At 73.6% G+C, this 21,597-nt stretch carries 21 protein-coding genes; 10 read left to right on the top strand and 11 right to left on the bottom strand.

Features of this window, described 5'->3' with window-relative positions:
- Window positions 1-364 precede the first annotated feature (364 nt).
- The 4 genes from F1615_RS10480 (at window position 365) to F1615_RS10465 (ending at window position 3,904) form a co-directional block, all read left to right on the top strand.
- Window positions 365-1,798, top strand: a complete 1,434-nt coding sequence (locus F1615_RS10480; protein WP_149548639.1) for an MFS transporter — start codon at window positions 365-367, stop codon at window positions 1,796-1,798.
- A gap of 84 nt (window positions 1,799-1,882) precedes the next feature.
- Entirely contained in the window at window positions 1,883-2,338 is a 456-nt protein-coding gene (locus F1615_RS10475; RefSeq protein WP_149548937.1) for a DUF2771 domain-containing protein, read from the top strand.
- 17 nt (window positions 2,339-2,355) lie between these two features.
- Window positions 2,356-3,060, top strand: coding sequence for a futalosine hydrolase (locus tag F1615_RS10470; RefSeq protein ID WP_280118889.1), 705 nt, complete (start codon window positions 2,356-2,358; stop codon window positions 3,058-3,060).
- The gene (locus F1615_RS10465; protein ID WP_149548638.1) at window positions 3,047-3,904 is read left to right on the top strand and encodes a 1,4-dihydroxy-6-naphthoate synthase; all 858 of its coding nucleotides are present in this window, start codon (window positions 3,047-3,049) and stop codon (window positions 3,902-3,904) included. Before F1615_RS10470 ends, F1615_RS10465 begins: the two co-directional genes overlap by 14 nt.
- 10 nt (window positions 3,905-3,914) lie before the next feature.
- On the opposite strand, the gene F1615_RS10460 is transcribed toward F1615_RS10465, so the two are convergent.
- Entirely contained in the window at window positions 3,915-4,298 is a 384-nt protein-coding gene (locus tag F1615_RS10460; RefSeq protein ID WP_019523900.1) for a cold-shock protein, read from the bottom strand.
- A gap of 164 nt (window positions 4,299-4,462) precedes the next feature.
- On the opposite strand from F1615_RS10460, the gene F1615_RS10455 reads away from it, so the two are divergent.
- Window positions 4,463-4,723, top strand: coding sequence for a hypothetical protein (locus F1615_RS10455; protein ID WP_149548637.1), 261 nt, complete (start codon window positions 4,463-4,465; stop codon window positions 4,721-4,723).
- On the opposite strand, the gene F1615_RS10450 is transcribed toward F1615_RS10455, so the two are convergent.
- The gene (locus F1615_RS10450; protein ID WP_149548636.1) at window positions 4,705-5,343 is read right to left on the bottom strand and encodes an HAD family hydrolase; all 639 of its coding nucleotides are present in this window, start codon (window positions 5,341-5,343) and stop codon (window positions 4,705-4,707) included. The genes F1615_RS10455 and F1615_RS10450 overlap by 19 nt on opposite strands.
- 221 nt (window positions 5,344-5,564) lie before the next feature.
- A complete protein-coding gene (locus tag F1615_RS10445; RefSeq protein ID WP_149548635.1) occupies window positions 5,565-6,554 on the bottom strand; it encodes a hypothetical protein in 990 nt (329 codons plus the stop codon).
- 117 nt (window positions 6,555-6,671) lie between these two features.
- Between F1615_RS10445 and F1615_RS10440 the strand changes: the two genes are divergently transcribed.
- Both F1615_RS10440 and F1615_RS10435 read left to right on the top strand, forming a co-directional pair.
- The gene (locus F1615_RS10440) at window positions 6,672-9,254 is read left to right on the top strand and encodes a helicase C-terminal domain-containing protein (protein WP_149548634.1); all 2,583 of its coding nucleotides are present in this window, start codon (window positions 6,672-6,674) and stop codon (window positions 9,252-9,254) included.
- 185 nt (window positions 9,255-9,439) lie between these two features.
- Window positions 9,440-11,083, top strand: coding sequence for a DNA repair helicase XPB (locus F1615_RS10435; protein WP_149548633.1), 1,644 nt, complete (start codon window positions 9,440-9,442; stop codon window positions 11,081-11,083).
- A gap of 21 nt (window positions 11,084-11,104) precedes the next feature.
- On the opposite strand, the gene F1615_RS10430 is transcribed toward F1615_RS10435, so the two are convergent.
- From F1615_RS10430 to F1615_RS10415, 4 genes are all read right to left on the bottom strand, one after another.
- Window positions 11,105-11,488 carry a hypothetical protein gene (locus F1615_RS10430; protein ID WP_149548632.1) on the bottom strand — a complete coding sequence of 128 codons (384 nt, stop codon included), beginning with the start codon at window positions 11,486-11,488 and terminating at the stop codon, window positions 11,105-11,107.
- A gap of 155 nt (window positions 11,489-11,643) precedes the next feature.
- Window positions 11,644-12,429, bottom strand: coding sequence for an ABC transporter permease (locus F1615_RS10425; RefSeq protein WP_149548631.1), 786 nt, complete (start codon window positions 12,427-12,429; stop codon window positions 11,644-11,646).
- Window positions 12,426-13,382, bottom strand: coding sequence for an ATP-binding cassette domain-containing protein (locus F1615_RS10420; RefSeq protein ID WP_149548630.1), 957 nt, complete (start codon window positions 13,380-13,382; stop codon window positions 12,426-12,428). The genes F1615_RS10425 and F1615_RS10420 overlap by 4 nt, the downstream gene beginning before the upstream one ends.
- A gap of 30 nt (window positions 13,383-13,412) precedes the next feature.
- Window positions 13,413-14,081: a DUF4097 family beta strand repeat-containing protein gene (locus F1615_RS10415; protein WP_149548629.1), complete on the bottom strand. Its 669-nt coding sequence runs from the start codon at window positions 14,079-14,081 to the stop codon at window positions 13,413-13,415.
- Window positions 14,082-14,302: 221 nt separating this feature from the next.
- Between F1615_RS10415 and F1615_RS10410 the strand changes: the two genes are divergently transcribed.
- Window positions 14,303-15,061, top strand: coding sequence for a GbsR/MarR family transcriptional regulator (locus F1615_RS10410; RefSeq protein WP_149548935.1), 759 nt, complete (start codon window positions 14,303-14,305; stop codon window positions 15,059-15,061).
- 24 nt (window positions 15,062-15,085) lie between these two features.
- On the opposite strand, the gene F1615_RS10405 is transcribed toward F1615_RS10410, so the two are convergent.
- Both F1615_RS10405 and F1615_RS10400 read right to left on the bottom strand, forming a co-directional pair.
- Window positions 15,086-15,271 carry a hypothetical protein gene (locus tag F1615_RS10405; protein ID WP_149548628.1) on the bottom strand — a complete coding sequence of 62 codons (186 nt, stop codon included), beginning with the start codon at window positions 15,269-15,271 and terminating at the stop codon, window positions 15,086-15,088.
- Window positions 15,272-15,562: 291 nt separating this feature from the next.
- Window positions 15,563-16,435 carry an aldo/keto reductase family oxidoreductase gene (locus F1615_RS10400; RefSeq protein ID WP_149548627.1) on the bottom strand — a complete coding sequence of 291 codons (873 nt, stop codon included), beginning with the start codon at window positions 16,433-16,435 and terminating at the stop codon, window positions 15,563-15,565.
- 94 nt (window positions 16,436-16,529) lie between these two features.
- Here F1615_RS10400 and F1615_RS10395 point away from each other — a divergent pair, with 94 nt between their 5' ends.
- Together F1615_RS10395 and F1615_RS10390 are read left to right on the top strand one after the other, a co-directional pair.
- A complete protein-coding gene (locus F1615_RS10395) occupies window positions 16,530-17,399 on the top strand; it encodes a helix-turn-helix domain-containing protein (RefSeq protein ID WP_149548626.1) in 870 nt (289 codons plus the stop codon).
- Window positions 17,400-17,504: 105 nt separating this feature from the next.
- Window positions 17,505-19,586 (top strand): HelD family protein, encoded by a 2,082-nt coding sequence (locus F1615_RS10390; RefSeq protein ID WP_149548625.1) that lies wholly within the window; start codon window positions 17,505-17,507, stop codon window positions 19,584-19,586.
- 390 nt (window positions 19,587-19,976) lie between these two features.
- Here F1615_RS10390 and F1615_RS10385 read toward each other — a convergent pair whose 3' ends face one another.
- Both F1615_RS10385 and F1615_RS10380 read right to left on the bottom strand, forming a co-directional pair.
- Complete coding sequence (locus F1615_RS10385; RefSeq protein ID WP_149548624.1) at window positions 19,977-20,666, bottom strand: copper homeostasis protein CutC; 690 nt, start codon at window positions 20,664-20,666, stop codon at window positions 19,977-19,979.
- Window positions 20,667-20,761: 95 nt separating this feature from the next.
- Entirely contained in the window at window positions 20,762-21,442 is a 681-nt protein-coding gene (locus tag F1615_RS10380; RefSeq protein ID WP_149548623.1) for a maleylpyruvate isomerase family mycothiol-dependent enzyme, read from the bottom strand.
- Between the last annotated feature and the right edge of the window lie 155 nt (window positions 21,443-21,597).

Genomic DNA, 21,597 nt, shown 5'->3' with positions numbered 1-21,597 from the left:
CTCCTACGCCGTCTCACGAGTGCGCCACTCCCAGCGCGGGGGGCGGACGGAGCGGACCGTGGGACCGCGTCGACGTCCGCGCCGCAACGTGCTCGGGCGCGCCTCCATCCATTCTGCGGGATGGCTGAGATAGGCACGCTACCTGTTCGCGTGCGCTGGGCCTACACCGACGGTTGTTCCTTCCGTCCCGCGCGCCGGTTTCCGGGGGTGGCGGTCCCCCTCCGGCGGCGTGTCCGCGCCGGCTCCGGGGCGGCCCCGCCGCGGAGGTCCGCCGGCCCGGGGGTTGCGCCGTACAGCCGCATCCCGGGTGCCGTCCGTGGCGGATACGGCACTATGCACCGCCATCTCGGGGCACTATGACGTCGTGGCTACCGCGAGGACACCCCAGGGCGCCACCGGGACCGGTGGGCCGAAAGAGGTCAAGGGGGGCGGCCGACGCCTCGGTACGGGCCGGGCGGCAGGCCGCCTTCGCGCGTGCGGGCGCGTCCTGCGCTTCCCGCTGACCAAGACCGCCCGGGGAATCCGGCGGGCGACCCATGCGCACGGCGCCGGGGAGTCCGGGCTCGGCAAGCTGATCGAGCTGCACGGCGTGAACGGCGCCGGTGACGTCATGATCACCGTCGCGCTCGCGTCCACCGTCTTCTTCTCCGTGCCGACGGACGAGGCGCGCGGGCGTGTCGCCCTCTACCTCGCCATCACCATGGCCCCCTTCACCCTGCTCGCCCCGGTGGTCGGCCCGCTCCTGGACCGGCTCCCGCACGGCCGTCGCGCGGCCATGGCCGGCGCGATGCTCGCCCGGGCGCTGCTCGCGCTGATCCTGTCCGGCGCGGTCGTCAGCGGCGGGCTCGAGCTGTATCCGGCCGCGCTGGGCGTACTGGTCGCCTCGAAGGCGTACGGGGTGGTCAGAAGCGCGGTCGTACCGCGGCTGCTGCCGCCCGCCTTCTCCCTGGTGAAGGCGAACTCGCGGGTCACCCTCGGCGGGCTGCTGGCGACCGGGATCGCGGCACCGATCGGGGTGGGTCTGCAGCAGATCGGGCCGCGCTGGCCGCTGTACGGGGCGTTCGTACTCTTCGTGACGGGGATGTTCCTGTCCTTCCGGCTGCCGCACAAGGTCGACTCCGCCAAGGGGGAGGCCGTGGCGCTGCTCGCCGCCGACGAGCAGCACCTGCACGGCCCGCACCGCAAGACGGAGAAGCGCCCGGGGCTGCGCACGGTCGGCCCGGCCGTCACCCACGCGCTGGCCGCCAACGCCGCCATCCGCTGCCTCACCGGCTTCCTGATCTTCTTCCTGGCGTTCCTGCTGCGCGAGCACCCGATGAGCGGGCAGAGCGCCGCGGTGTCGCTGGGCATAGTGGGCGTGGCGGCCGGCACGGGCAACGCGCTCGGCACGGCGGTGGGGGCCGGACTGCGGTCCCGCGCCCCGGAGATCATCATCGTGACGGTGGTGGCGTGTGTGCTGGGCGCGGCGATCACGGCCGCGGTGTTCTTCGACGCGGTCGTGGTGGCGGGTCTCGCCGCGATCGCGGGGTTCGCGCAGGCGCTGGCCAAGCTGTCGCTGGACGCGCTGATCCAGCGGGACGTGCCCGAGCTGGTGCGGACGTCGGCGTTCGCCCGGTCGGAGACGCTGCTGCAGATGTCGTGGGTGCTGGGCGGCGCGATCGGCATCGCGATGCCGCTGATCGGGTCACTGGGGCTGGCCGTGGGCGCGGCGATCGTCGGGACGGGCTGGCTGGCCACCGTCCGGGGGCTGGTCCGTTCGGCCCGGCAGGGCCGCCCGGGGCGGGCGCGGGTGGCGTAACGCTCCGGCCACGCCGTACCCCCACGTGGGGGGTGGGGCACACCTGCCCGATAGCCTTCGGCCATGACCTCGATGCAATCCGCTGTGCGACGCCGCCGCGCCGTCGCCGCCGCCGGCGCCGTATCCGCCGGACTGCTCGTCCTGGCCGCCTGTGACAAGCCGACGTCGATGGCCACCATCACGGTGGGCAGCGACTCGGTGAGTTCCGAGGCCACCTGCGGTGGTGAGGGCGAGGCCCTCAAGGCCGCCGACCTGAACAAGTGTCTCAAGGACAAGGGGATCGACGAGATCTCGGTCGACCCCGCCGAGACCGTGCGCTTCGGTGTCGACCCGGACATCGCCGACAAGGGCTGGACCATCCTGATGAACGGTCAGCCGCTGGTCGAGTCCAGCAAGAAGACCTACCAGGCCATCCCGGGCAGCGTGTTCTTCAACGCCCAGTACGGCGCCCAGGGCGACTCGACCCTGGTGTCGGTCAAGGAGGGCGAGAACGACACCACGGGTCTGTGGTCCTTCCGGCTGAAGAAGCAGGAAGACTGATCACGTCGTCCGCACGCGTGCTCGTGGCCACCGCGGTCCCCGTCGAGCGGGACGCGGTGGCCCGGGCGTTCGCGGGGCCGGCGGAGGAGGTCGTGCTGCCCGGAGCGACGGTGCACCGCGTCACCGGCGGGCCCGACCTGCTCGCCGCGGGTGTCGGCCCGGCGCTCGCCGCCGCGTCCACGGCCGCCGCGCTGACCGCCGCCGCCCTGGACGGCCGGCCCTACGGCCTGGTCGTCTCCGCCGGGATCGCCGGCGGTTTCCCGCCGCACGCGCCGCTCGGCTCCCTCGTCGTCGCCGACGAGATCACCGCGGCCGACCTGGGCGCCGAGACGGCCGACGGTTTCCTGCCGGTCACCGGCCTCGGCTTCGGCACCGTCACCCACCGTCCGCCCGCCGCCCTGGTCCGGCGGGCCGCCGCCGCGGCCGGCGCGCTCACCGGGACGGTGCTCACCGTGTCGACGGTGACCGGCACCGCCGCCCGCGCCACCGTGCTCCGCGCCCGTCATCCGCGTGCCCTCGCCGAGGCCATGGAGGGCTTCGGGGTCGCCGAGGCCGCCGCCGCGCACGGGGTGCCCGTGCTGGAGGTGCGCGCGGTGTCGAACCCCGTCGGCCCGCGCGACCGCGCCGCCTGGCGCGTCGGCGACGCCCTGACCGCCCTCACCGGCGGCTTCGGGAAGCTCGCACCCGTCCTGGAGAGTTGGAACCGGCATGACCACCAGTGAGCAGCAGCGGCTGCGGATCGCCTACTCCCCCTGCCCGAACGACACGTTCGTCTTCGACGCCCTCGCCCACGGCCGCGTCCCCGGCGCGCCCGCCGTGGACGTGACCTTCGCCGACATCGACGTCACCAACGGCATGGCCGAGCGCGGCGAGCTGGATGTGCTGAAGGTGTCGTACGCCGTGCTGCCGTACGTCCTCGACGACTACGCCCTGCTGCCCTGCGGGGGCGCGCTGGGGCGGGGCTGCGGGCCGCTGGTGCTGACCCGGGAGGCCGGGACGGACCTCACCGGCCGTACGGTGGCCGTGCCCGGCGAGCGGTCGACGGCGTATCTGCTGTTCCGGCTGTGGGCCGCGGACGTGGTGCCCGGCGGTGTGGGCGAGATCGTGGTGATGCCGTTCCACGAGATCATGCCCGCCGTCAGGGACGGGAAGGTCGACGCGGGGCTCGTCATCCACGAGGCGCGCTTCACGTACCGGAACTTCGGGCTGCACCGGCTCGCCGACATGGGTGAGCACTGGGAGCGGACCACGGGGCTGCCGATCCCGCTGGGCGCGATCATCGCGAAGCGGTCGCTGGGCGGGGAGACGCTGACGCGGCTCGCCGCCTCGATCCGCACCTCGGTACGGGCCGCGTGGGACGACCCCGAGGTGTCGCGCCCCTACGTCATGGAGCACGCGCAGGAGATGGACCCGGCCGTCGCCGACCAGCACATCGGTCTGTACGTCAACGAGTTCACGGCCGACCTCGGCGAGGACGGCTACGCGGCCGTGCGGGGGCTGCTCACGCGCGCGGCGGCCGAGGGGCTGGTGCCGCCCCTCGGCCCGGACGCGCTGCGGTTCCCGTGAGCCCGGGGCTCTAGACGTCCAGCTGGTCGGCGACCGCGCGGAGCAGCCCGGCGATCTTCTTGCCGGCCGCGCGGTCGGGGTAGCGGCCCCGCTCCAGGGACGGCGTGATGTTCTCCAGCAGGGTCGTCAGGTCCTGGACGATGGACGCCAGCTCGTCCGGCTTCTTGCGCTGGGCGGCCGCGACCGACGGGGTCGGGTCCAGGATGGTCAGGGAGAGGGCCTGGTCGCCGCGCTGTCCGGCGACCACGCCGAACTCCACGCGCTGGCCCGGCTTGAGGGCCTCGACTCCGGCGGGGAGGACGGAGGAATGCACGAAGACGTCGCCGCCGTCGTCACGGGAGAGAAAGCCGAAGCCCTTCTCGCTGTTGAACCACTTGACCTTGCCGGTGGGCACGTCTGTCCTCGTCCTCGTACTCGTCGGGAAAACTGCTTCGGAAAACGGCTCTGGATAGCACTCGGGCGGGCCCGATGACCCGCCGGTACCAAGGCTAATGGTCTTCAGGCCGGTGACAAGACGTCACCCGGTTGTTCCTTCGCGCAGGGAACTACCCTGGTCCGGTGCGTGACAAAACCCAAGCGAATTCCAGCGCGCCCGGTGACGGTCTGGTCCGTGCCGGTGCCATCGTCTTCTTCGTCGGTGCCGTGGCCACTCTGGTCACTGTGGCCCCGTTGTTCCTCGGAACGTCGCCCTTTCCGACGTACATGTTCGGATTGAGCATGCTCATGGCCGTCGGATTCCTGATGGCCGGCGCGGGCGTACTGCGTTCGGCCGCGGCGGGGCGGCGCCGGGCGCGGGCGGCTCAGTTGTCCGAGCGGTAGCCGGTGCGATAGTCCGAAAACCATCGCGGGAATTCCGTCAGATCGGTGAGGACGGCGTCCGCTCCGGCCCCGCGCAGCTCCGCGGCGTCGCACGGGCCGCTGGCCACCGCGACGGACAGCGCGCCGGCGGTCCGTGCGCCGCGCACGTCGCCCACGTGGTCGCCGACGTAGACGGCGGCGTCGTGCTCGCGCAGTGCCAGGGCCTTCTGCTCGGCCCACAGGCCGCCGATCACGGCGTCCGGTCCGATGCCGAGGTGGGCCAGGTGCAGCTTGGCGTTGGGCTCGTACTTCGCCGTGACGACGATCGCCCGCCCGCCCGCGTCCCGTACGGCCGCTATCGCCTCACGGGCGCCGGGCAGGGCGGGCGTGGGGGTGATGGCGTACACCGGGTACATCTCCCGGTAGAGATCCGCGACCTCCGCGACCCGGTCGGCCGGGAACCAGTGGGCCAGCTCGTCCTCCAGCGGGGGCCCGAGCCGGCTCACCGCGAGCTCGGCGTCGATGTACGTCCCCGTCCGCCCGGCCAGCGCCTGGTAGCAGGCACGGACACCGGGCCGGGAGTCGATGAGCGTCATGTCGAGATCGAAACCGACGGTGGGCGGAAGCGGGGTCGAGACCATGTCCGCCATTGTGCCCACCCCCGACGGCACCACCGCGGCTGCGGGCAGGCAGTGGTCCCGCCGTAGCCGCGGGCGGTCGTGCCTCCCCCAGTGCCTCAAGGGCCTGGGAGGTGCCCCCAGGGCGGCACGGGTGGGCGATGGGGGTCCCCCCGCGCGAGCGCAGCCGAGAGTGGGGGAGGCACCGGCAGGCGCCGTGGGCAAAGCGCCGCGCCCGGCGCGCCTCAGCGCCCGCGCTGGGAGCGCCAGACCAGGAACAGCGCCGACGCGACCGCCGCACCCCGGATGACCCACGGCCACGTCCCCGTGATCGCCGCGTTCATCTGCCCCTCGGCGATGGGATCACCCCAGCGCCCCTCCGTCCGCCCCCAGAGCCACACCACACCGCCGGTCAGCGCGAGACCCGGGATGACGGCGACCGCCGCCTTCGACTCCGCGGGGGTGAGGCGCCGGGAGGCGTAGGCGATCAGCCAGCCGAGGATCAGCGCGAACCAGCTGCCCAGCACCGCGCCCGCGACCAGCAGACCGGCGGCCAGCAGGAGCAGGGGGTTGTTCCAGCGGCCGGACGGCAGGCGCGGAAGACGGCGGCGGGGCGCGGCGGTTTCCGCCTCGGCCGCGGCGGCCGGCTCGGCGCGCGCCTCCGGCTCGGGCTCCTCCTTCACCGGCGGTGACCGCAGCAGCTCCGGGATCTCCACGCCGCCCACGAAGCCCGGCACGTCGTCGCCGATCCCGAACGCGCTGTTGTCGACCCGCCACCAGTCGGGCTGGTCGGCGCTGTCCCCGAGTTCGTCCGTGCCGGCCCGGTGCGGCGGGGACGGTACGTCGGCGGGGGCGGGGCGCACCGGTTCCGCCGGGCGGGGCCGGGGGACGACCCGGCGCAGGACGCCCTTCGGGCGCTCACCGCGGTCGCCCCCGGCTTCGCGCTCCGGCTCGCGCTGCACCGGGACGGCGGCCGGCGGCGCGGGAGCGCTCGGGGTGCCGGGCGAGGCGTCCTCGGCCGCCGTGACGACCTCGGTCGGCGTGCCGATGCGGGAGATGATGCGGCGGACCGCGGCGGGGGAATCGACCACGGCCTTGGCCCTGCGCCGGTCGATCTCGTCGCGCAACTCGGCGACCAGCCGCATACGGGCCGCCGACGGCAGCTGCCGCTGCTGCGCGACGTCGCCGACGCGGCTCAGATATTCGTAGACGACCTGGTCACTCTCGATACCCACGAAGTCCCCTCCGGGACGGATGCGTTGGGACGCCGTCGCCCGACGGTACCGCGAGAGCGGCCGGCCGGCCCAACTCCGTGCACGCCACGGACCTGCCCACCCGCTACCGTGAGGCGGATGAGCACCGAGGAGAAGCCCGCGGCGGCGGCCCCCCGATCCCTCGCTGAGGCACTCCGGGAGCGGGACGACGCGTCCCTGGCGGCGCTGTTGCGCGGCCGGCCGGATCTCGTCACGCCCGTGCCCACCGACCTCACCCAGCTCGCCACCCGCGCCGGGACCCGCGCCTCGGTCGTGCGGGCGCTGGAGCGGCTGGACCGGTTCGCGCTCCAGACGGCGCAGGCGCTGGCGGTGGCCGCGGACCCGGCGTCGTACGAGGAGCTGCTGGGGCTGCTGGCGGGTGACGACGGTGACCCGGCGGTCTCCGCCGCGCTGCCGCACGCGCTCGGCGCGCTGCGCGAGCAGGCCCTGGTGTGGGGTGGCGACGACCGGCTGCGGCTGGTCCGCACCGCCCGTGAGCTGCTGGCGCCGTCGCCGCAGCACCCGTCGCCGACCGGTCTCGGCCCGACCGTGCGGGAGGCCACCGCCGGGATGTCGCCGGGGCGGATCCAGGAGATCGTGGCGACGGCGGGGCTGCCGTCCACGCACGACGCGGTGTCCGCCGTGGCCTCCCTGACCGCCCTGTTCAACGATCCGGAGCGGATGTCCGCGCTGCTCGACGAGGCCCCGAGCGAGTCCGTGGAGGTGCTGGAGAGGCTGGTCTGGGGCCCGCCGTACGGGCAGGTCACCGCCGATCCCGCGCCCCGGCTGCGCTGGCTCCTCGACCGGGGGCTGCTGCTGCCGACGGCGCCCGGGACGGTCGTACTGCCGCGCGAGGTGGCGCTGCGGCTGCGGGCCGGGCGGGCGCACCGCAGGACGGAGCCGCTGCCGCCGCCCGTCGAGGCGGCCGCCACGCACCGTCCACAGGTGGTGGACGCGACGGCGGCCGGGCAGGCGTACACGGCGTCGGCGACGGTCGAGGAGCTGCTGAAGGACTGGCACGAGGGCGGCCCGGCGGTGCTGCGGTCGGGCGGGCTGAGCGTGCGGGACCTGAAGCGGACCGCCGTGGCCCTCGACGTGACCGAGCCGGTGGCCGCGTTCTGGGTCGAACTGGCCTATGCGGCGGGGCTGCTGGCCTCCGACGGGGAGGCGGACGAGCGGTACGCGGCGACACCGGCGTACGACGAGTGGCGCGAGCAGCCCGCGGCGGACCGGTGGGTGCGGCTGGCCACGGCGTGGCTGGCGGCGACGCGGACGGCGGGACTGGTCGGCGGGCGGGACGCCAAGGACCACACGCTGTCGGCGCTGGGTCCGGGCCTGGACCGCTCGGCGGCCCCCGAGGTACGGCACAGGGTGCTGTCCCTGCTGGCGGCGCTCCCGGAGGGTGCCGCACCGTCCACCGGATCGGTCCTGGCGCGGCTGGCCTGGGAACGGCCGCCGCGCGGGGGGCGGGGCGGCGGCCGGGGCGCGGCGGAACCCGCGGGCGGCGGGGACGCCGACGATCCGCGGGCCCGGCTGGCGGGGTGGGTGCTGTCCGAGGCCGAGATGCTCGGGGTCACCGGGCGCGGCGCCCTCTCCACGCACGGGCGGGCGCTGATCGGCGTGCCCGCGCCCCGGCGCGCGGAGGCGGAGCCCGAGGGGCCCGGTGACAAACTGCCCGTTCACCACCGGTCCGCCCCGCCGCCGGCCCCCCTCTCCCCCGCCGAGCAGGCCACCGCCGCGGCCGCCGCCGCGCGTCTGCTCGCCCCGCTCCTTCCGCGGCCGCTGGACCACGTCCTTCTCCAGGCCGATCTGACGGCGGTGGCACCGGGTCCGCTGGAGCGGCCGCTCGCCGAGGTGCTGGGGGTCCTCGCGGACGTGGAATCGAAGGGTGGCGCGACGGTCTACCGGTTCACGCCCGGCTCGGTGCGGCGCGCGCTCGACGCCGGGCGGACGGCCGCCGACCTGCACGCCTTCCTCGCCGCGCACTCCCGTACGCCGGTGCCGCAGCCGCTGGCGTACCTGATCGACGACGTGGCCCGCAGGCACGGGCACCTGCGGGTGGGCGCCGCCTCGGCGTACGTCCGCTGCGACGACGAGGCGGTGCTGGGCGAGATCCTCGCCGACAAGCGGGCCGCCGGGCTGGGCCTGCGCCTGCTCGCGCCGACGGTGCTGGCCGCGCGGGTGGATCCGGCGGGTCTGCTGGAGGGGCTGCGCGCGATGGGTTTCGCACCGGCCGCCGAGTCCGCCGAGGGCGATGTCCTGATCAGCCGCGCCGACGCCCACCGCACCCCGCCGCGCACTCCCCCCGAGCCGGTCCCGGACGGGCCGCCCGTACCGGACGACACCCTGCTCACGGCCGCGATCCGCGCCATCCGCGCCGGTGACCTCGCCTCCACCGCCCCCCGCGAACCGGCCGCCGACGAACGTGCCGGCCGGGGCGGCGAGCTGCCCCGGACGACCGCCGCCGAGACCCTCGCCACCCTGCAGGCGGCCGTCCTCACCGGCGAGGCGCTGTGGATCGGCTACGTCAACGCCGAGGGCGCGGCGAGCCGGCGGGTGATCGCCCCGGTGCGCGTCGAGGGCGGCTTCGTCACGGCGTACGACCACACCGCCGACGAGGTCCGCTCGTATCCGCTTCACAGGATCACGGGGGTCGCGGAGGCGGCGGACGAGGACGGCTGACTCGTTCGGGCCGGTCCCTCGTCCCCGGGGCAGGACCGTCCCGGGAGGCCGCCGGTGAACAAGCTCACGCCGGCCGCGGCGAAGCGGGGCGGCCCGCTCGGGGCGCCGGACGCGCGCGATCAGGCAAACTGGACGTTTGGCCGAGCTGTGCCCGTGCCGAGCCCGTCGCAGAAAGGCAGCCGCGCGTGAATGGTCCGCTCATCGTCCAGTCCGACAAGACTCTTCTCCTCGAGGTCGACCACGAGCAGGCCGACGACTGCCGGCGGGTCATCGCGCCCTTCGCCGAGCTGGAGCGGGCGCCCGAGCACATCCACACCTACCGGGTGACCCCGCTCGGCCTGTGGAACGCGCGGGCGGCCGGGCACGACGCCGAGCAGGTCGTGGACGCGCTGGTGCAGTACAGCCGCTATCCGGTGCCGCACGCGCTGCTCGTCGACATCGCCGACACCATGGACCGCTACGGCCGGCTCAGCCTGGTCAAGCACCCGGCGCACGGCCTGGTCCTGACCAGCACGGACCGGCCCGTGCTGGAGGAGGTGCTGCGCTCGAAGCGGATCGCGCCGCTCGTCGGCGCCCGGATCGACCCGGACACCGTGGTCGTGCACCCCTCGGAGCGCGGCCAGATCAAGCAGACCCTGCTGAAGCTCGGCTGGCCCGCCGAGGACCTCGCCGGGTACGTGGACGGCGAGGCGCACCCCGTCGAACTGGTCGAGGACGGGTGGGCGCTGCGCCCGTACCAGAAGCAGGCCGTGGAGAACTTCTGGCACGGCGGCTCCGGTGTGGTCGTCCTGCCCTGCGGCGCGGGCAAGACACTGGTCGGCGCCGGTGCGATGGCGCAGGCCAAGTCGACGACGCTGATCCTGGTCACCAACACCGTCTCGGCCCGCCAGTGGAAGCACGAGCTGGTGAGGCGGACCTCGCTGACCGAGGACGAGATCGGCGAGTACAGCGGCACGAGGAAGGAGATCCGCCCCGTCACCATCGCCACCTACCAGGTGCTGACGACGAAGCGGAAGGGCGTCTACCCCCACCTGGAGCTGTTCGACTCCCGGGACTGGGGCCTGATCCTCTACGACGAGGTGCACCTGCTGCCGGCCCCCGTCTTCAAGTTCACCGCCGATCTGCAGGCGCGGCGGCGGCTCGGCCTGACGGCGACCCTCGTGCGCGAGGACGGCCGCGAGTCGGACGTGTTCTCGCTGATCGGCCCGAAGCGGTTCGACGCGCCGTGGAAGGAGATCGAGGCGCAGGGCTACATCGCCCCGGCCGACTGCGTGGAGGTCCGGGTCAGTCTCACCGACGCCGAGCGGCTGGCGTACGCCACGGCGGAGCAGGACGAGAAGTACCGGTTCTGCTCGACGACGGCGACCAAGCAGAAGGTGACGGAGGCGATCGTCCGGCGGTTCGCCGGGCAGCAGATCCTCGTCATCGGGCAGTACATCGACCAGCTCGACGAGCTGGGCGAGCACCTGGACGCGCCGGTGATCAAGGGCGAGACGTCGAACGCCCAGCGGGAGAAGCTGTTCGACGCGTTCCGGCAGGGCGAGATCAGCGTCCTGGTGGTGTCCAAGGTCGCGAACTTCTCGATCGACCTGCCGGAGGCCACGGTCGCCGTCCAGGTGTCGGGCACCTTCGGCTCCCGGCAGGAGGAGGCGCAGCGGCTCGGCCGGGTGCTGCGGCCCAAGGCGGACGGGCACCAGGCCCACTTCTACTCCGTGGTCGCCCGGGACACCATCGACCAGGACTTCGCGGCGCACCGCCAGCGGTTCCTGGCCGAGCAGGGGTACGCCTACCGGATCATGGACGCGGACGAGCTCCTCGCGGAGAACTGAGCGCGCACGGCTGTCGGCGGGTCACCCCTCGGGCAGGTTGAACACGAGGACCAGGACGACCAGCCAGGGCAGCAGCGACAGGCCGGCCAGCCAGACCCGCGGCACCGACCAGCGGCGGGTCCGGGGCAGCAGCCAGCAGGCGAGCCAGGCGCAGACCGCGAGGACACCGCCGAAGGACAGGGTTCCGTAGATCACGCTCAGGGTGGTCGTCAGGGCGGACGAGCAGTGGTCGGGGCCGCAGCTGTCGGTCGCCATGGCGGACAGCCCGCCGAACAGCATCGCCGCGGGCGCCAGCAGCGCCCCGAGCGCGGTCGCGACGGCGGGCGCCACCCAGGCGCGGGGGTCCCGCTCGGCCCGGTACTGCCGGACCGTCGACACGGGGGCGGCGGCGTGGTGGTGACTCATACGGCCAGTGAAACGGGCCGGCGGCGGCCGGCGCACCGGCTCGGATACTCAGCGGTGTGCGTCCGGCTACTCACACGCCGACGGGGCGGCGCGCTCCGACACGGTGTCGGAGCACGCCGCCCGGGGGCGGGACGAGGGCCGTACGGTCACGGGAGTCACTTCGGGTCCCGGTCGAACCTGGCGGCCGACCAGAGGTAGCCGAGCACCGCCAGGCCGAGGCACCAGGCCACCGCCAGCCATCCGTTGTGGCCGATCTCCGTGCCGAGCAGCAGGCCGCGCAGGGTCTCGATGGCCGGGGTGAAGGGCTGGTACTCGGCGATCGGCTGGAACCAGCCCGGCATTCCGTCGACCGGGACGAAGGCGCTGGACAGCAGCGGCAGCAGGATCAGCGGCATCGCGTTGTTGCTGGCCGCCTCGGCGTTCGGGCTGACCAGTCCCATGCCGACGGCGATCCAGGTGAGCGCCAGGGAGAACAGCACGAGCAGCCCGAACGCGGCGAACCACTCCAGTGCCGTGGCGTCCGTGGAGCGGAAGCCGATGGCCACGCCCACGGCACCGACGAGGACCACGCTCGCGACCGACTGCAGCACGCTGCCGATGACGTGCCCGACGAGCACGGAGCCCCGGTGGATGGCCATCGTGCGGAAGCGGGCGATGATGCCCTCGGTCATGTCCATGGAGACGGACACCGCGGTGCCGATCGTGGTGCTGCCGATGGTCATCAGCAGCACGCCGGGCACGAGGTAGGCGATGTACGCGGAGCGGTCGGCTCCGCCCATGCCCGTGCTCATCACGTCCCCGAAGATGTAGACGAAGAGCAGCAACAGCATGACCGGCGTGAGCAGCAGGTTCAGGGTGAGGGACGGGTAGCGGCGCGCGTGCAGGAGGTTGCGGCGCAGCATCGTGGACGAGTCGCGTACGGCCAGGGCGAGGGTGCTCATCGGACGATCTCCTTGGACGGGGCGGGGACGGCGGCGCCGCCGGTCAGGGCGAAGAAGACGTCGTCGAGGTCGGGGGTGTGCACGGTCAGTCCGTCCGCCTCGACACCGGCCGCGTCGAGCCGGTCGAGGAGGGCGCGCAGCTCGCGCTGGCTGCCGTCGCCGGGGATCTGCAGGACGAGGGACTCGTCGTCCCGGGAGGCCTCGCCCAGGGCGGAGGCGGCGGACCGGTAGCCGGCCGGGTCGGTGAAGCGGAGCCGGACGTGTCCGCCGGGAACGATCCGCTTGAGTTCCTCGGCGGTGCCCTGGGCGGCGATCCTCCCGTCGTGCAGGACGGCGATGCCGTGGGCGAGTTCGTCGGCCTCCTCCAGGTACTGGGTGGTGAGGAAGACGGTGACGCCGCCGGTGACCAGTTCGCGGATGATCTGCCACATGGTGTGGCGGGAGCGCGGGTCGAGGCCGGTGGTGGGCTCGTCGAGGAAGATGATCCGCGGATCGCCGACGAGGGTCATGGCGATGTCGAGGCGGCGCTTCATGCCGCCGGAGTAGGTGGAGGCGGGCCTCTTCGCCGCTTCGGCGAGGTCGAACCGCTCCAGCAGCTCGGCGGCCACCCGCCGCCCCTCGCGCCTGGAGAGGTGGTGCAGGTCCGCCATGAGGAGCATGTTCTCCTCGCCCGTGATCAGTCCGTCCACGGCGGAGAACTGACCGGTGACACCGATCGCGGCCCGCACGGCCTGCGGGTCTGCGGCGAGGTCGTGGCCCCCGACCCGCAGATCGCCGGCGTCCGCGGTGACGAGGGTGGAGAGGATCTTGACGACGGTGGTCTTGCCGGCGCCGTTCGGCCCCAGCAGGGAGAAGATCGTGCCTTCCGGGACGGTCAGGTCGACGCCGTCGAGGACGACCTTGTCGCCGTAGGACTTGCGCAGCCCGTGCGCCGCGATGGCCAAGCCGGTCATGAGGGGTTCTCCTTTGCGGACTGCGGACGTCTACAGGCTGCGGGCGGTGATGTCGCCGTAGGCGGTGGTCGCGCGGACGGTCAGACCGGCGGCGGCGCCGTCGGCGTTGGTGAGCGTGTTGTGGATCCGGCCGTAGCCGGTGCCGGCGTCGAGGGAGGCGGAGACCCCGCGGGCGGCGCCGACGGAGATGTCACCGTGCTCCGTGCGCAGCGCGACCGTGCCGCGCACGGCCTCGGCGACGTGGATGTCGCCCTTCTGGGTGCTGATCTCGGCGGGGCCGCCCAGGCGGCCGACCGAGACGTCCCCGGCGAGGACGGTGAGGCGGGCGCTCCCCGTCTCGTCGAGCTTGACCGGGCCCTGCGCGCCCTCGAAGGTGACGTCGCCGAGCCGGCCGACGCCCCGGAACTCCGCCCCGGCCGTCCTGGCCTCGACGTGGGAGCCGGCGGGCAGCCGGACGGTCACCTCGACGGATCCGGAGGGGCCGAGGAACTGGTTCTTCGCCGTCGGGCCCTCGATCCGCAGGACGCCGTCGCCGTAGTCGACCCTGGTCTGCTCCGCGGCCTTGACGTCGCGGCTCCTCGTGGCGTCCGCGGGCAGGACCTCCACCACGGTGCCGGCCCGGTCGGCGGCGATCAGCTGAATGCGGCCCGCGGGGACGTCGAGGACGACGGAGACCGGGGTGGGCGTGTCGAACTGCATCGTGCGCTCCTTCGGGTTGTCGTTTCTGACACCGGAAACGCTACGTTGCGTTCATAGATGTGGCAACTACTTCGTTGCACATGAAAGGCTTTTACGCAGCTCAGAGCAGCAGTTTCGTTGCAACCGATAGAAAGGCAACGCAACAAGAAGAGTGGGTTTGTTGCAATGAGGAGGAGGTGAACGCTATGCTGGAGCCCTCATGGACCACGAAGGAGCACGCGTTGCCAGGAGGCAGGCTCACCCAGCAGGAACGCCAGCAGATCGCGCTGGGGCTGGCCGACGGGCTCGCCTACGCGGAGATCGCGCGGCGGCTCGACCGCCCCACCTCGACGGTCACGCGTGAGGTGATGCGCAACGGCGGTCCCGCGTCCTACCGCGCGGACCTGGCCCACCGCGCCGCGGAACGCCGCGCCCACCGGCGCCGACAGGCCGCACCCCGGGGGCCGCAGGCGCCCTCGGCGGCTCACGGACGTGACGCGGAGGCCGTGCGCGAGTACGAGGAGACGCTCACCACCGTCTTCATAGCGACGGGCACGCCCAGGATGATGGCCCGGGTCATGGCCTGCCTCACCCTCACCGACAGCGGAAGCCTCACCGCCGCGGAACTCGCCCAGCGCCTCCAGGTCAGCCCGGCGTCCGTCTCCAAGGCGATCACGTTCCTGGAGGGTCAGGGCCTGGTCCGCCGGGAACGCGAGGAGGGCCGCCGTGAGCGCTACGGCGTCGACGACGACATCTGGCACCAGTCGATGATGGCCAGCGCCGCGTCCACCGCCCAGGTCGCCGAGACCTCACGGCTGGGGGTCGGCATCATGGGGCCCGGCACACCGGCCGGCACCCGTCTGGAGAACGTCGCCCGCTACCTCGACTTCATCTCCGAGGCGATCACCCGCGCCGCCGAGCAGGGCCGCGAAGTCCTGCACACGAAACCCGCGACGGCCTCGGACGACACCGCCGGGCAGCCTCGTCCGGACCACGGGTAGCCGGCCGGGGAGCGGGGGCGGTGCCTACTTGCGGCGGACGCCCGCCTCCTCGCCGTACTCGCCGAGGACGATCACGTCGAAGGCGGCGCCGAGAAACACCTTCACGGCACGCAGGGCGTCACCGAGACGGTGCGGATGACTGCCCTGAAGGGGGGTCGCACCGGTCGGCCGGACCGGCGGTGTGGTGGGGTGGAGGGTCGCTGCGCTCATGTCTCCATGGTTGCTCTCCGGCCCCGGTACGGGCATCGGCCGAAGGGACCGGTCCGCGGGCGACCGGGGTACACCTCCGGGACGACCCGTCCCCCTCGGGCAGGACGGGTCGTCCCCTAAGGGGTGTCTGACAAATGAGCGTGGGAGAAGGAGCGGCGTCTGGTGCGTGCGATCGCAAGGCGCCGGAGCGTCCTCGTGGCGGAGCCACGTGGGCGTTTCGGCAACGCGGCGAGCGTGCGTGCCAGACGCCGTGACGCCGCGGGCATTTGTCAGCCACCCCTTGGGCGCGGGTCAGCGGCCGATCATGTCGAGCTCGGCGAGGTCCTCCTCGGACAGGGCGATGCCCGCGCCGGTGACGTTCTCCCTCAGGTGCGCCACCGACGAGGTCCCGGGGATGAGCAGGATGTTGGGCGACCGGTGCAGCAGCCAGGCCAGGGCGACCGGCAGGGGGCCGGTGCCGAGCCGGGCGGCCACGGCGGAGAGCGCCGAGGACTGCAGCGGGCTGAAGCCGCCCAGCGGGAAGTAGGGCACGTAGGCGATGCCCTGTTCGGCGAGCCGGTCGATGAGCTCGTCGTCCTGGCGGTGGGCTAGGTTGTACAGGTTCTGCACGCAGACGAGCGGGGCGATCGTCTGCGCCTCGGCGATCTGGTCGGCGGTCGCGTTGCTCAGGCCGAGGTGCCGGATCAGGCCCTGCCGCTGGAGCTCGACGAGGGTCTCGTAGGGCTTGGCCGGCGAACCGGGCTGCGGGCCCTCGGCGTTGCCCAGGCGGAGGTTGACGAGGTCCAGCGTCTCCACGCCGAGGGTCTCGAGGTTGCTGTCGACGGCCCGGCGCAGGTCGTCCGGCTCGCGGGCCGGGGGCCAGCCGCCCTGCGCGTCGCGGACCGCGCCCACCTTGGTCACGATGTGCAGGGACTCGGGGTAGGGGTGCAGCGCTTCGCGGATCAGCCGGTTGGTGACGTGCGGTCCGTAGGCGTCGGCGGTGTCGATGTGGGTGACGCCGAGACGTACGGCCTCGCGCAGCACCTCGAGCGCGCCGTCGTGATCGGCCGGCGGCCCCATCACGCCGGGGCCGCTCAGCCGCATGGCCCCGTAGCCGAACCGGGTGACGGTCAGATCGCCCAGCGTCCAGGTGCCGCCGGGAAGGGGTGGGGTCGGAATGCTCATGCACCCCACCGTCCGTGCCACGGGCCCGCCCGCCCAGCTCCCTGCCGATCCTGGGAGTGACAGGGACAGGGACGAACGGCCCCGCGCGCCTACGATGAGGGACATGCCTGAGGAGAACCTGCTCGGTGACTACCTCCGGGCGCGCCGGGAGCTGGTGACGCCGGAGGACATCGGACTGCCGGCCCACGGGATACGCCGGGTGCCGGGGCTGCGCCGTGAGGAAGTGGCCATGCTCGCCGGCATCAGCTCCGACTACTACCTGCGGCTCGAACAGGGCCGCGACCGCAACCCGTCGGCGCAGGTCCTCGACGCGCTCGCCCGGGTCCTCCGGCTCGACGACACCGCCACGGGCTACCTCCACCAGCTCGCCGCGCCGCGCTCGCGCACCCGCCGCCGGCCCCGGCGACGGACCGTGCCGCCGGCCACGGCACAGCTGCTCGAGGCGATCGGGCTGCCGGCCTTCGTGACGGACAGGTCCCTCGACGTGATCGCGGCCAACGCGCTCGCCACCGCGCTGGCCCCGGGCATCCGGGTGGGGGAGAACCGGCTCCGGTCGTTCTTCCTCGACCCCGCCGAGCAGGCGCTGCACACGGACTGGACCCACACGGCGTCCCGATGCGTCGCCGCCTTCCGCCGACGGCTCGGGTCCGACGTGGACGACCCCCGGGTCGTGCAGATCGTCGGCGAACTGTCGCTGGTGAGCGAGGAGTTCCGGCGGGTGTGGGCGCGCCACGACGTGCGGCCGCCGGGCAACGGGCCGATCGGGATGAACCATCCCCAGGTCGGGCGGCTGAACCTCACCATGTCCAAACTGGACGTCGACGGCCCCGACGGGATGACGCTCGCGGTCTACCACGCCGAGCCGGGGACCGAGGACGCCGAGCGGCTCGCCCTGCTCGCCTCGCTGACCACGGGACCGGTGCGGCGAACAAACCGTTTGGACCGCACCGGCCCCGCGTCCTAGAATCTCCGCTCTTGCCCGCCTCCCTCACGGAGCGCCGCCGTCCGGACGGAAACCGGCCGGTCTCCCGCAGCAGCCCCAGCAGCAGGTCCCCCCGGAGGCACCCCCTTGTCCGCGTCCACGCCGGTAGACGAGCCCGTAGACGGTCCCGCGACCACCCCCGCAGACGATCCCCTCGCACGGGAGCGCGCCCACCTGACCGCGTCCCGCTCCGCACTGCGCGCCATGCGCGAGGACGTCGAGGCCCTGGACATCAGCGACGTCACCGCCAACTGGGTCAACGCGGCCGTCCTGCAGCGTCAGATCGAGGAGCGCGTCAAGGCGCTGGCCGACCTCAGCGACACCCCGCTGTTCTTCGGCCGGCTCGACTACCTGTACGCCCCCGGCGCCGAACAGGCGGAGGGGGCGGAAGGGGAGGTCTTCTACATCGGGCGGCGTCACGTGCACGACGCGGACGGCGACCCGATGGTGATCGACTGGCGTGCGCCGGTGTCCCAGCCGTTCTACCGGGCGTCCAGGAAGGATCCGCTGGACGTCGCGCTGCGCCGCCGCTTCGGCTACACCGGCGGCGACCTCACCGCGTACGAGGACGAGCACCTGTCCGACCCGACCGCGGGGGCCACCACCAGCAAGCTGCTCCAGCAGGAGATCGAACGCCCGCGCGTCGGCCCGATGCGGGACATCGTCGCGACGATCCAGCCGGAACAGGACGAGATCGTACGGTCCGGACTGTCCGGCAGCGTGTGCGTACAGGGAGGACCCGGGACCGGGAAGACGGCCGTGGGTCTGCACCGGGTGGCCTACCTGCTGTACGCCCACCGCGAGCGGCTGGCCCGCACCGGCACGCTGGTCGTCGGGCCGAACCGGTCCTTCCTGCACTACATCGAGCAGGTGCTGCCCGCACTGGGCGAACTGACGGTCGCGCAGGCCACGGTGGACGACCTGGTGGCGCACGTGGAGGTGCGCGGGACGGACGACGCGGCGGCGGCGGTCGTCAAGGGTGACGCCCGCATGGCCCAGGTCCTGCGCAGGGCCCTCTACTCCCACGTCACGATGCCCGCCGAGCCGGTCGTGGTGGTCCGCGGATCGCGCCGCTGGCGGGTTCCGGCGTACGAACTGGAGGAGATCGTCCGCCAGTTGCTCGACCGCGACATCCGCTACGGCGCCGCCCGGGACGCCCTCCCGCAGCGCATCGCGCACACCGTGCTGGTGCAGATGGAGCGGGCCGGTGAGGCTCCGGACGACCGTGTGCAGGACGCGGTGGCCCGCAGCGCCGCGGTGAAGGCGGCGGTGAAGGCGGTCTGGCCGGCCGTCGACCCGGCCAAGCTGGTGCTGCGGCTGCTGGGCGACCCGGAGTTCCTGGCGGAGCACGCGGAGGGCCTGCTCGACGAGCAGGAGCGGAAGACGATCCTGTGGGCGAAGCCCGCCCGCTCGGTGAAGTCGGCGAAGTGGTCGGCGGCGGACGCGGTGCTGATCGACGAGGCGGCCGACCTGATCCAGCGCACGCACTCCCTCGGACACGTGGTGCTCGACGAGGCGCAGGACCTGTCCCCCATGCAGTACCGGGCGGTGGGCCGGCGCTGCACGACCGGTTCGGCGACCGTCCTGGGCGACCTGGCCCAGGGCACCACCCCGTGGGCGACCCGCAGCTGGGAGGAGGCGCTGGCCCACCTGGGCAAGCAGGACGCGGTGATCGAGGAGCTGACGGCCGGTTTCCGCGTCCCGACGGACGTCATCACGTACGCCTCCCGGCTCCTGACGCACATCGCCCCGGGTCTCACCCCGGTGGCGTCGATCCGCGAGAACCCTGGCTTCTTCGAGGTCCGCCGGTCCGGGGGGACGGACGACGTGGTGTCCGCGTGCCGTGAACTCCTGGGCAACGAGGGCTCGGTCGGCCTGATCGCCGCGGACGCCCGCGTCCCGGAACTGGCACGGGCGCTGACGGCGGCGGGGGTCACGTACATCGCCCCCGGCGAGGAGACGACCCACGCCACCCGCCTGACCCTGGTCCCGGCCTCCCTGGCGAAGGGCCTGGAGTACGACTACGTCCTCCTGGACGAACCCGGCGCGGTGGTGGACGCCGAACCCGACGAACGCACGGGCCTGCGCCGCCTGTACGTCACCCTGACCCGGGCGGTCTCGGGCCTCGTCATCACCCACACGACCCCACTGCCGCCCCAACTGACCTGACCGGGACCCGCAGTCAGCGAGCAGTCACGCCACCGCACCCACCGGCAGTAGCGCCGCCGCACCCGCGAGCAGTCACGCCGCCGCACCACCGGCAGTCACACCGCCATACCCACGGGCAGTCACGCCGCCATACCCGCGAGCACCCGCGCCGCCGCACCACCGGCAGTCACGCCGCCATACCCACGGGCAGTCACGCCGCCGCACCACCGGCAGTCACGCCGCCATACCCGCGAGCACCCGTGCCGCCGTACCCGCGGGCAGTCGTGCCGCCGTACCCGCGGGCAGTCGTGCCGCAGGGTGGCACGGGTGGGCGCGACGGCACCCGTAAGCGCCGGGCTGCGCGACCCACCCCCGCCCGGCAGCAACCCCCGCCGGCAAGGGAGGGAACGCTCAGTCCCCCAGCACCCGGCGCCACTCCGCGACGGCCTCCGCCGACACCGGCCCGGCCCAGCCGCCCGGCCGCGCCGCCCCACCGATGTGGAACCCGTCGATCCCGGCCTTCAGCAGCAAGGGCACGTGCTCCAGCCGCAGGCCACCGCCCACCAGCAACTGCTGCTCGTACCCGGGCTCACCCCGCCGCCCCGCCTCGGCGAGCAGCGTCGGCAGGCCCGTGTCCACCCCGTCGGCCGCCCCGGCCGTCAGATAGGTGTCCAGCCCGGCCAGGTCCGCGAGCTGCTTGCGCAGCGCTTCCCGGTCGGCGGCCCGGTCGATGGCGCGGTGGAACGTCCAGCGGCACCCCTCCAGCTCGCGGGCGACCCGTTCCACCGCGCCCAGGTCCACACTCCCGTCGGCGTCGAGGAACCCGAGCACGAACTCGTCCGCCCCGGCCGCGCGCATCTCGCAGGCGGCACCCACCAGCCGGTCGACCTCCCCCGCGGCGAACCCGTCCGCCAGCCGCAGCATCACCCGCACCGGGATGTCCACGGCCGCCCGGATCCCGGTGACGGTCGCCGCCGCCGGCGTCAGCCCGTCCGCGGCCATGTCCGTGACCAGCTCGAGGCGGTCCGCACCTCCGGCCTGGGCGGCGACCGCGTCCTCGACGTCGAGGGCGATCACCTCCAGGACTGCACGCTTGCTCATGGGACCCCATTCCTCGGCATCAGGCGGCGACTACAGGTCTAGTCCAATCCAAGCCTACGCCCGACCGGCCGCCCGGGGCTCCCCCGCCCCACCGGTCAGCGTCCGAAGATGTTCAGCTCCGCCGCCTCCACCCCGGCCAGCTCGTACGAGGCACCGTCCAGCGGGCGCCCCGCGTACAGCCGTACCAGCGTCGGACCGTCGCCGATGTAGCGGGCCGGGGGACGTTCCCCCGAGGTGTCGCCCAGGCGCAGTGGCTCGTCGGCGTCGTCGAGGTCGGCGTGCAGCGGGAGATGCCCCTTCCGGGTCGTGACCTGGCCCAGCAGGGCGAGCGCGTACGGCAGTCCCGGGCCCGCGTAGGCGCCCGGCTCACGGAGGGCGACCCGCACGTCCCCGGCGTGCACCCACTCGCCCAGCGCGAGGACGTCCAGCACCCCGCCCGCCTCGGCGATCAGCGGCCCGGCCCCGGTCATCCCGCGCTCCAGCTCGTCCACGACCTGGGCGTTCGCCCACCCGGCCCGTTCGGCGATGTCACGCTCATTGCTCTCGGGCGAGAACACCCCTTCCTCGAACCGGCTCTCCACCACCCGTGACAGCGCCGCCGAGCAGTGCGCCAGCACGTCCCGCACCGTCCATCCCGGACACGCCGCCACCGGCAGCGCGAAGTCCGCGTCGTCCCGCCCCCGCAACAGCGGCACCAGCGCGTCCCGTTCGACGGTCAGCAGCCGCCCGGGCAGCTCGGGGTCTCGTACGTCGTGCACATCCGCAGGAGTCGTCATGCCGTCCACGCTAGTGCGACGAAGGGCTTGCCGGTGCCCCGTTATGTTCTTCGTGGTCCTGCAAGAGGGCCGCTGGCCTCCGGGCCCGGCATGACTGTTGCCCCCTGTCGAACGGATGACCTGGGGGGTGGTGTCACCGGGCCCGAGAGGTGCCG

Source organism: Streptomyces marokkonensis (assembly GCF_008312835.1).
GTDB lineage: Bacteria > Actinomycetota > Actinomycetes > Streptomycetales > Streptomycetaceae > Streptomyces > Streptomyces marokkonensis_A.
Note: the sequence above shows the minus strand (reverse complement) of the source record. Positions and strands in the feature narration are given on the sequence as shown.

Bases quoted from the DNA above. Each gene is read 5' to 3' on its own strand.
- F1615_RS10465 (WP_149548638.1), top strand. From the start codon at position 3,047: ATGACCACCAGTGAGCAGCAGCGGCTGCGGATCGCCTACTCCCCCTGC.
- F1615_RS10450 (WP_149548636.1), bottom strand. From the start codon at position 5,343: ATGGTCTCGACCCCGCTTCCGCCCACCGTCGGTTTCGATCTCGACATG.
- F1615_RS10440 (WP_149548634.1), top strand. From the start codon at position 6,672: ATGAGCACCGAGGAGAAGCCCGCGGCGGCGGCCCCCCGATCCCTCGCT.
- F1615_RS10430 (WP_149548632.1), bottom strand. From the start codon at position 11,488: ATGAGTCACCACCACGCCGCCGCCCCCGTGTCGACGGTCCGGCAGTAC.
- F1615_RS10425 (WP_149548631.1), bottom strand. From the start codon at position 12,429: ATGAGCACCCTCGCCCTGGCCGTACGCGACTCGTCCACGATGCTGCGC.
- F1615_RS10420 (WP_149548630.1), bottom strand. From the start codon at position 13,382: ATGACCGGCTTGGCCATCGCGGCGCACGGGCTGCGCAAGTCCTACGGC.
- F1615_RS10415 (WP_149548629.1), bottom strand. From the start codon at position 14,081: ATGCAGTTCGACACGCCCACCCCGGTCTCCGTCGTCCTCGACGTCCCC.
- F1615_RS10405 (WP_149548628.1), bottom strand. From the start codon at position 15,271: ATGAGCGCAGCGACCCTCCACCCCACCACACCGCCGGTCCGGCCGACC.
- F1615_RS10400 (WP_149548627.1), bottom strand. From the start codon at position 16,435: ATGAGCATTCCGACCCCACCCCTTCCCGGCGGCACCTGGACGCTGGGC.
- F1615_RS10395 (WP_149548626.1), top strand. From the start codon at position 16,530: ATGAGGGACATGCCTGAGGAGAACCTGCTCGGTGACTACCTCCGGGCG.
- F1615_RS10385 (WP_149548624.1), bottom strand. From the start codon at position 20,666: ATGAGCAAGCGTGCAGTCCTGGAGGTGATCGCCCTCGACGTCGAGGAC.
- F1615_RS10380 (WP_149548623.1), bottom strand. From the start codon at position 21,442: ATGACGACTCCTGCGGATGTGCACGACGTACGAGACCCCGAGCTGCCC.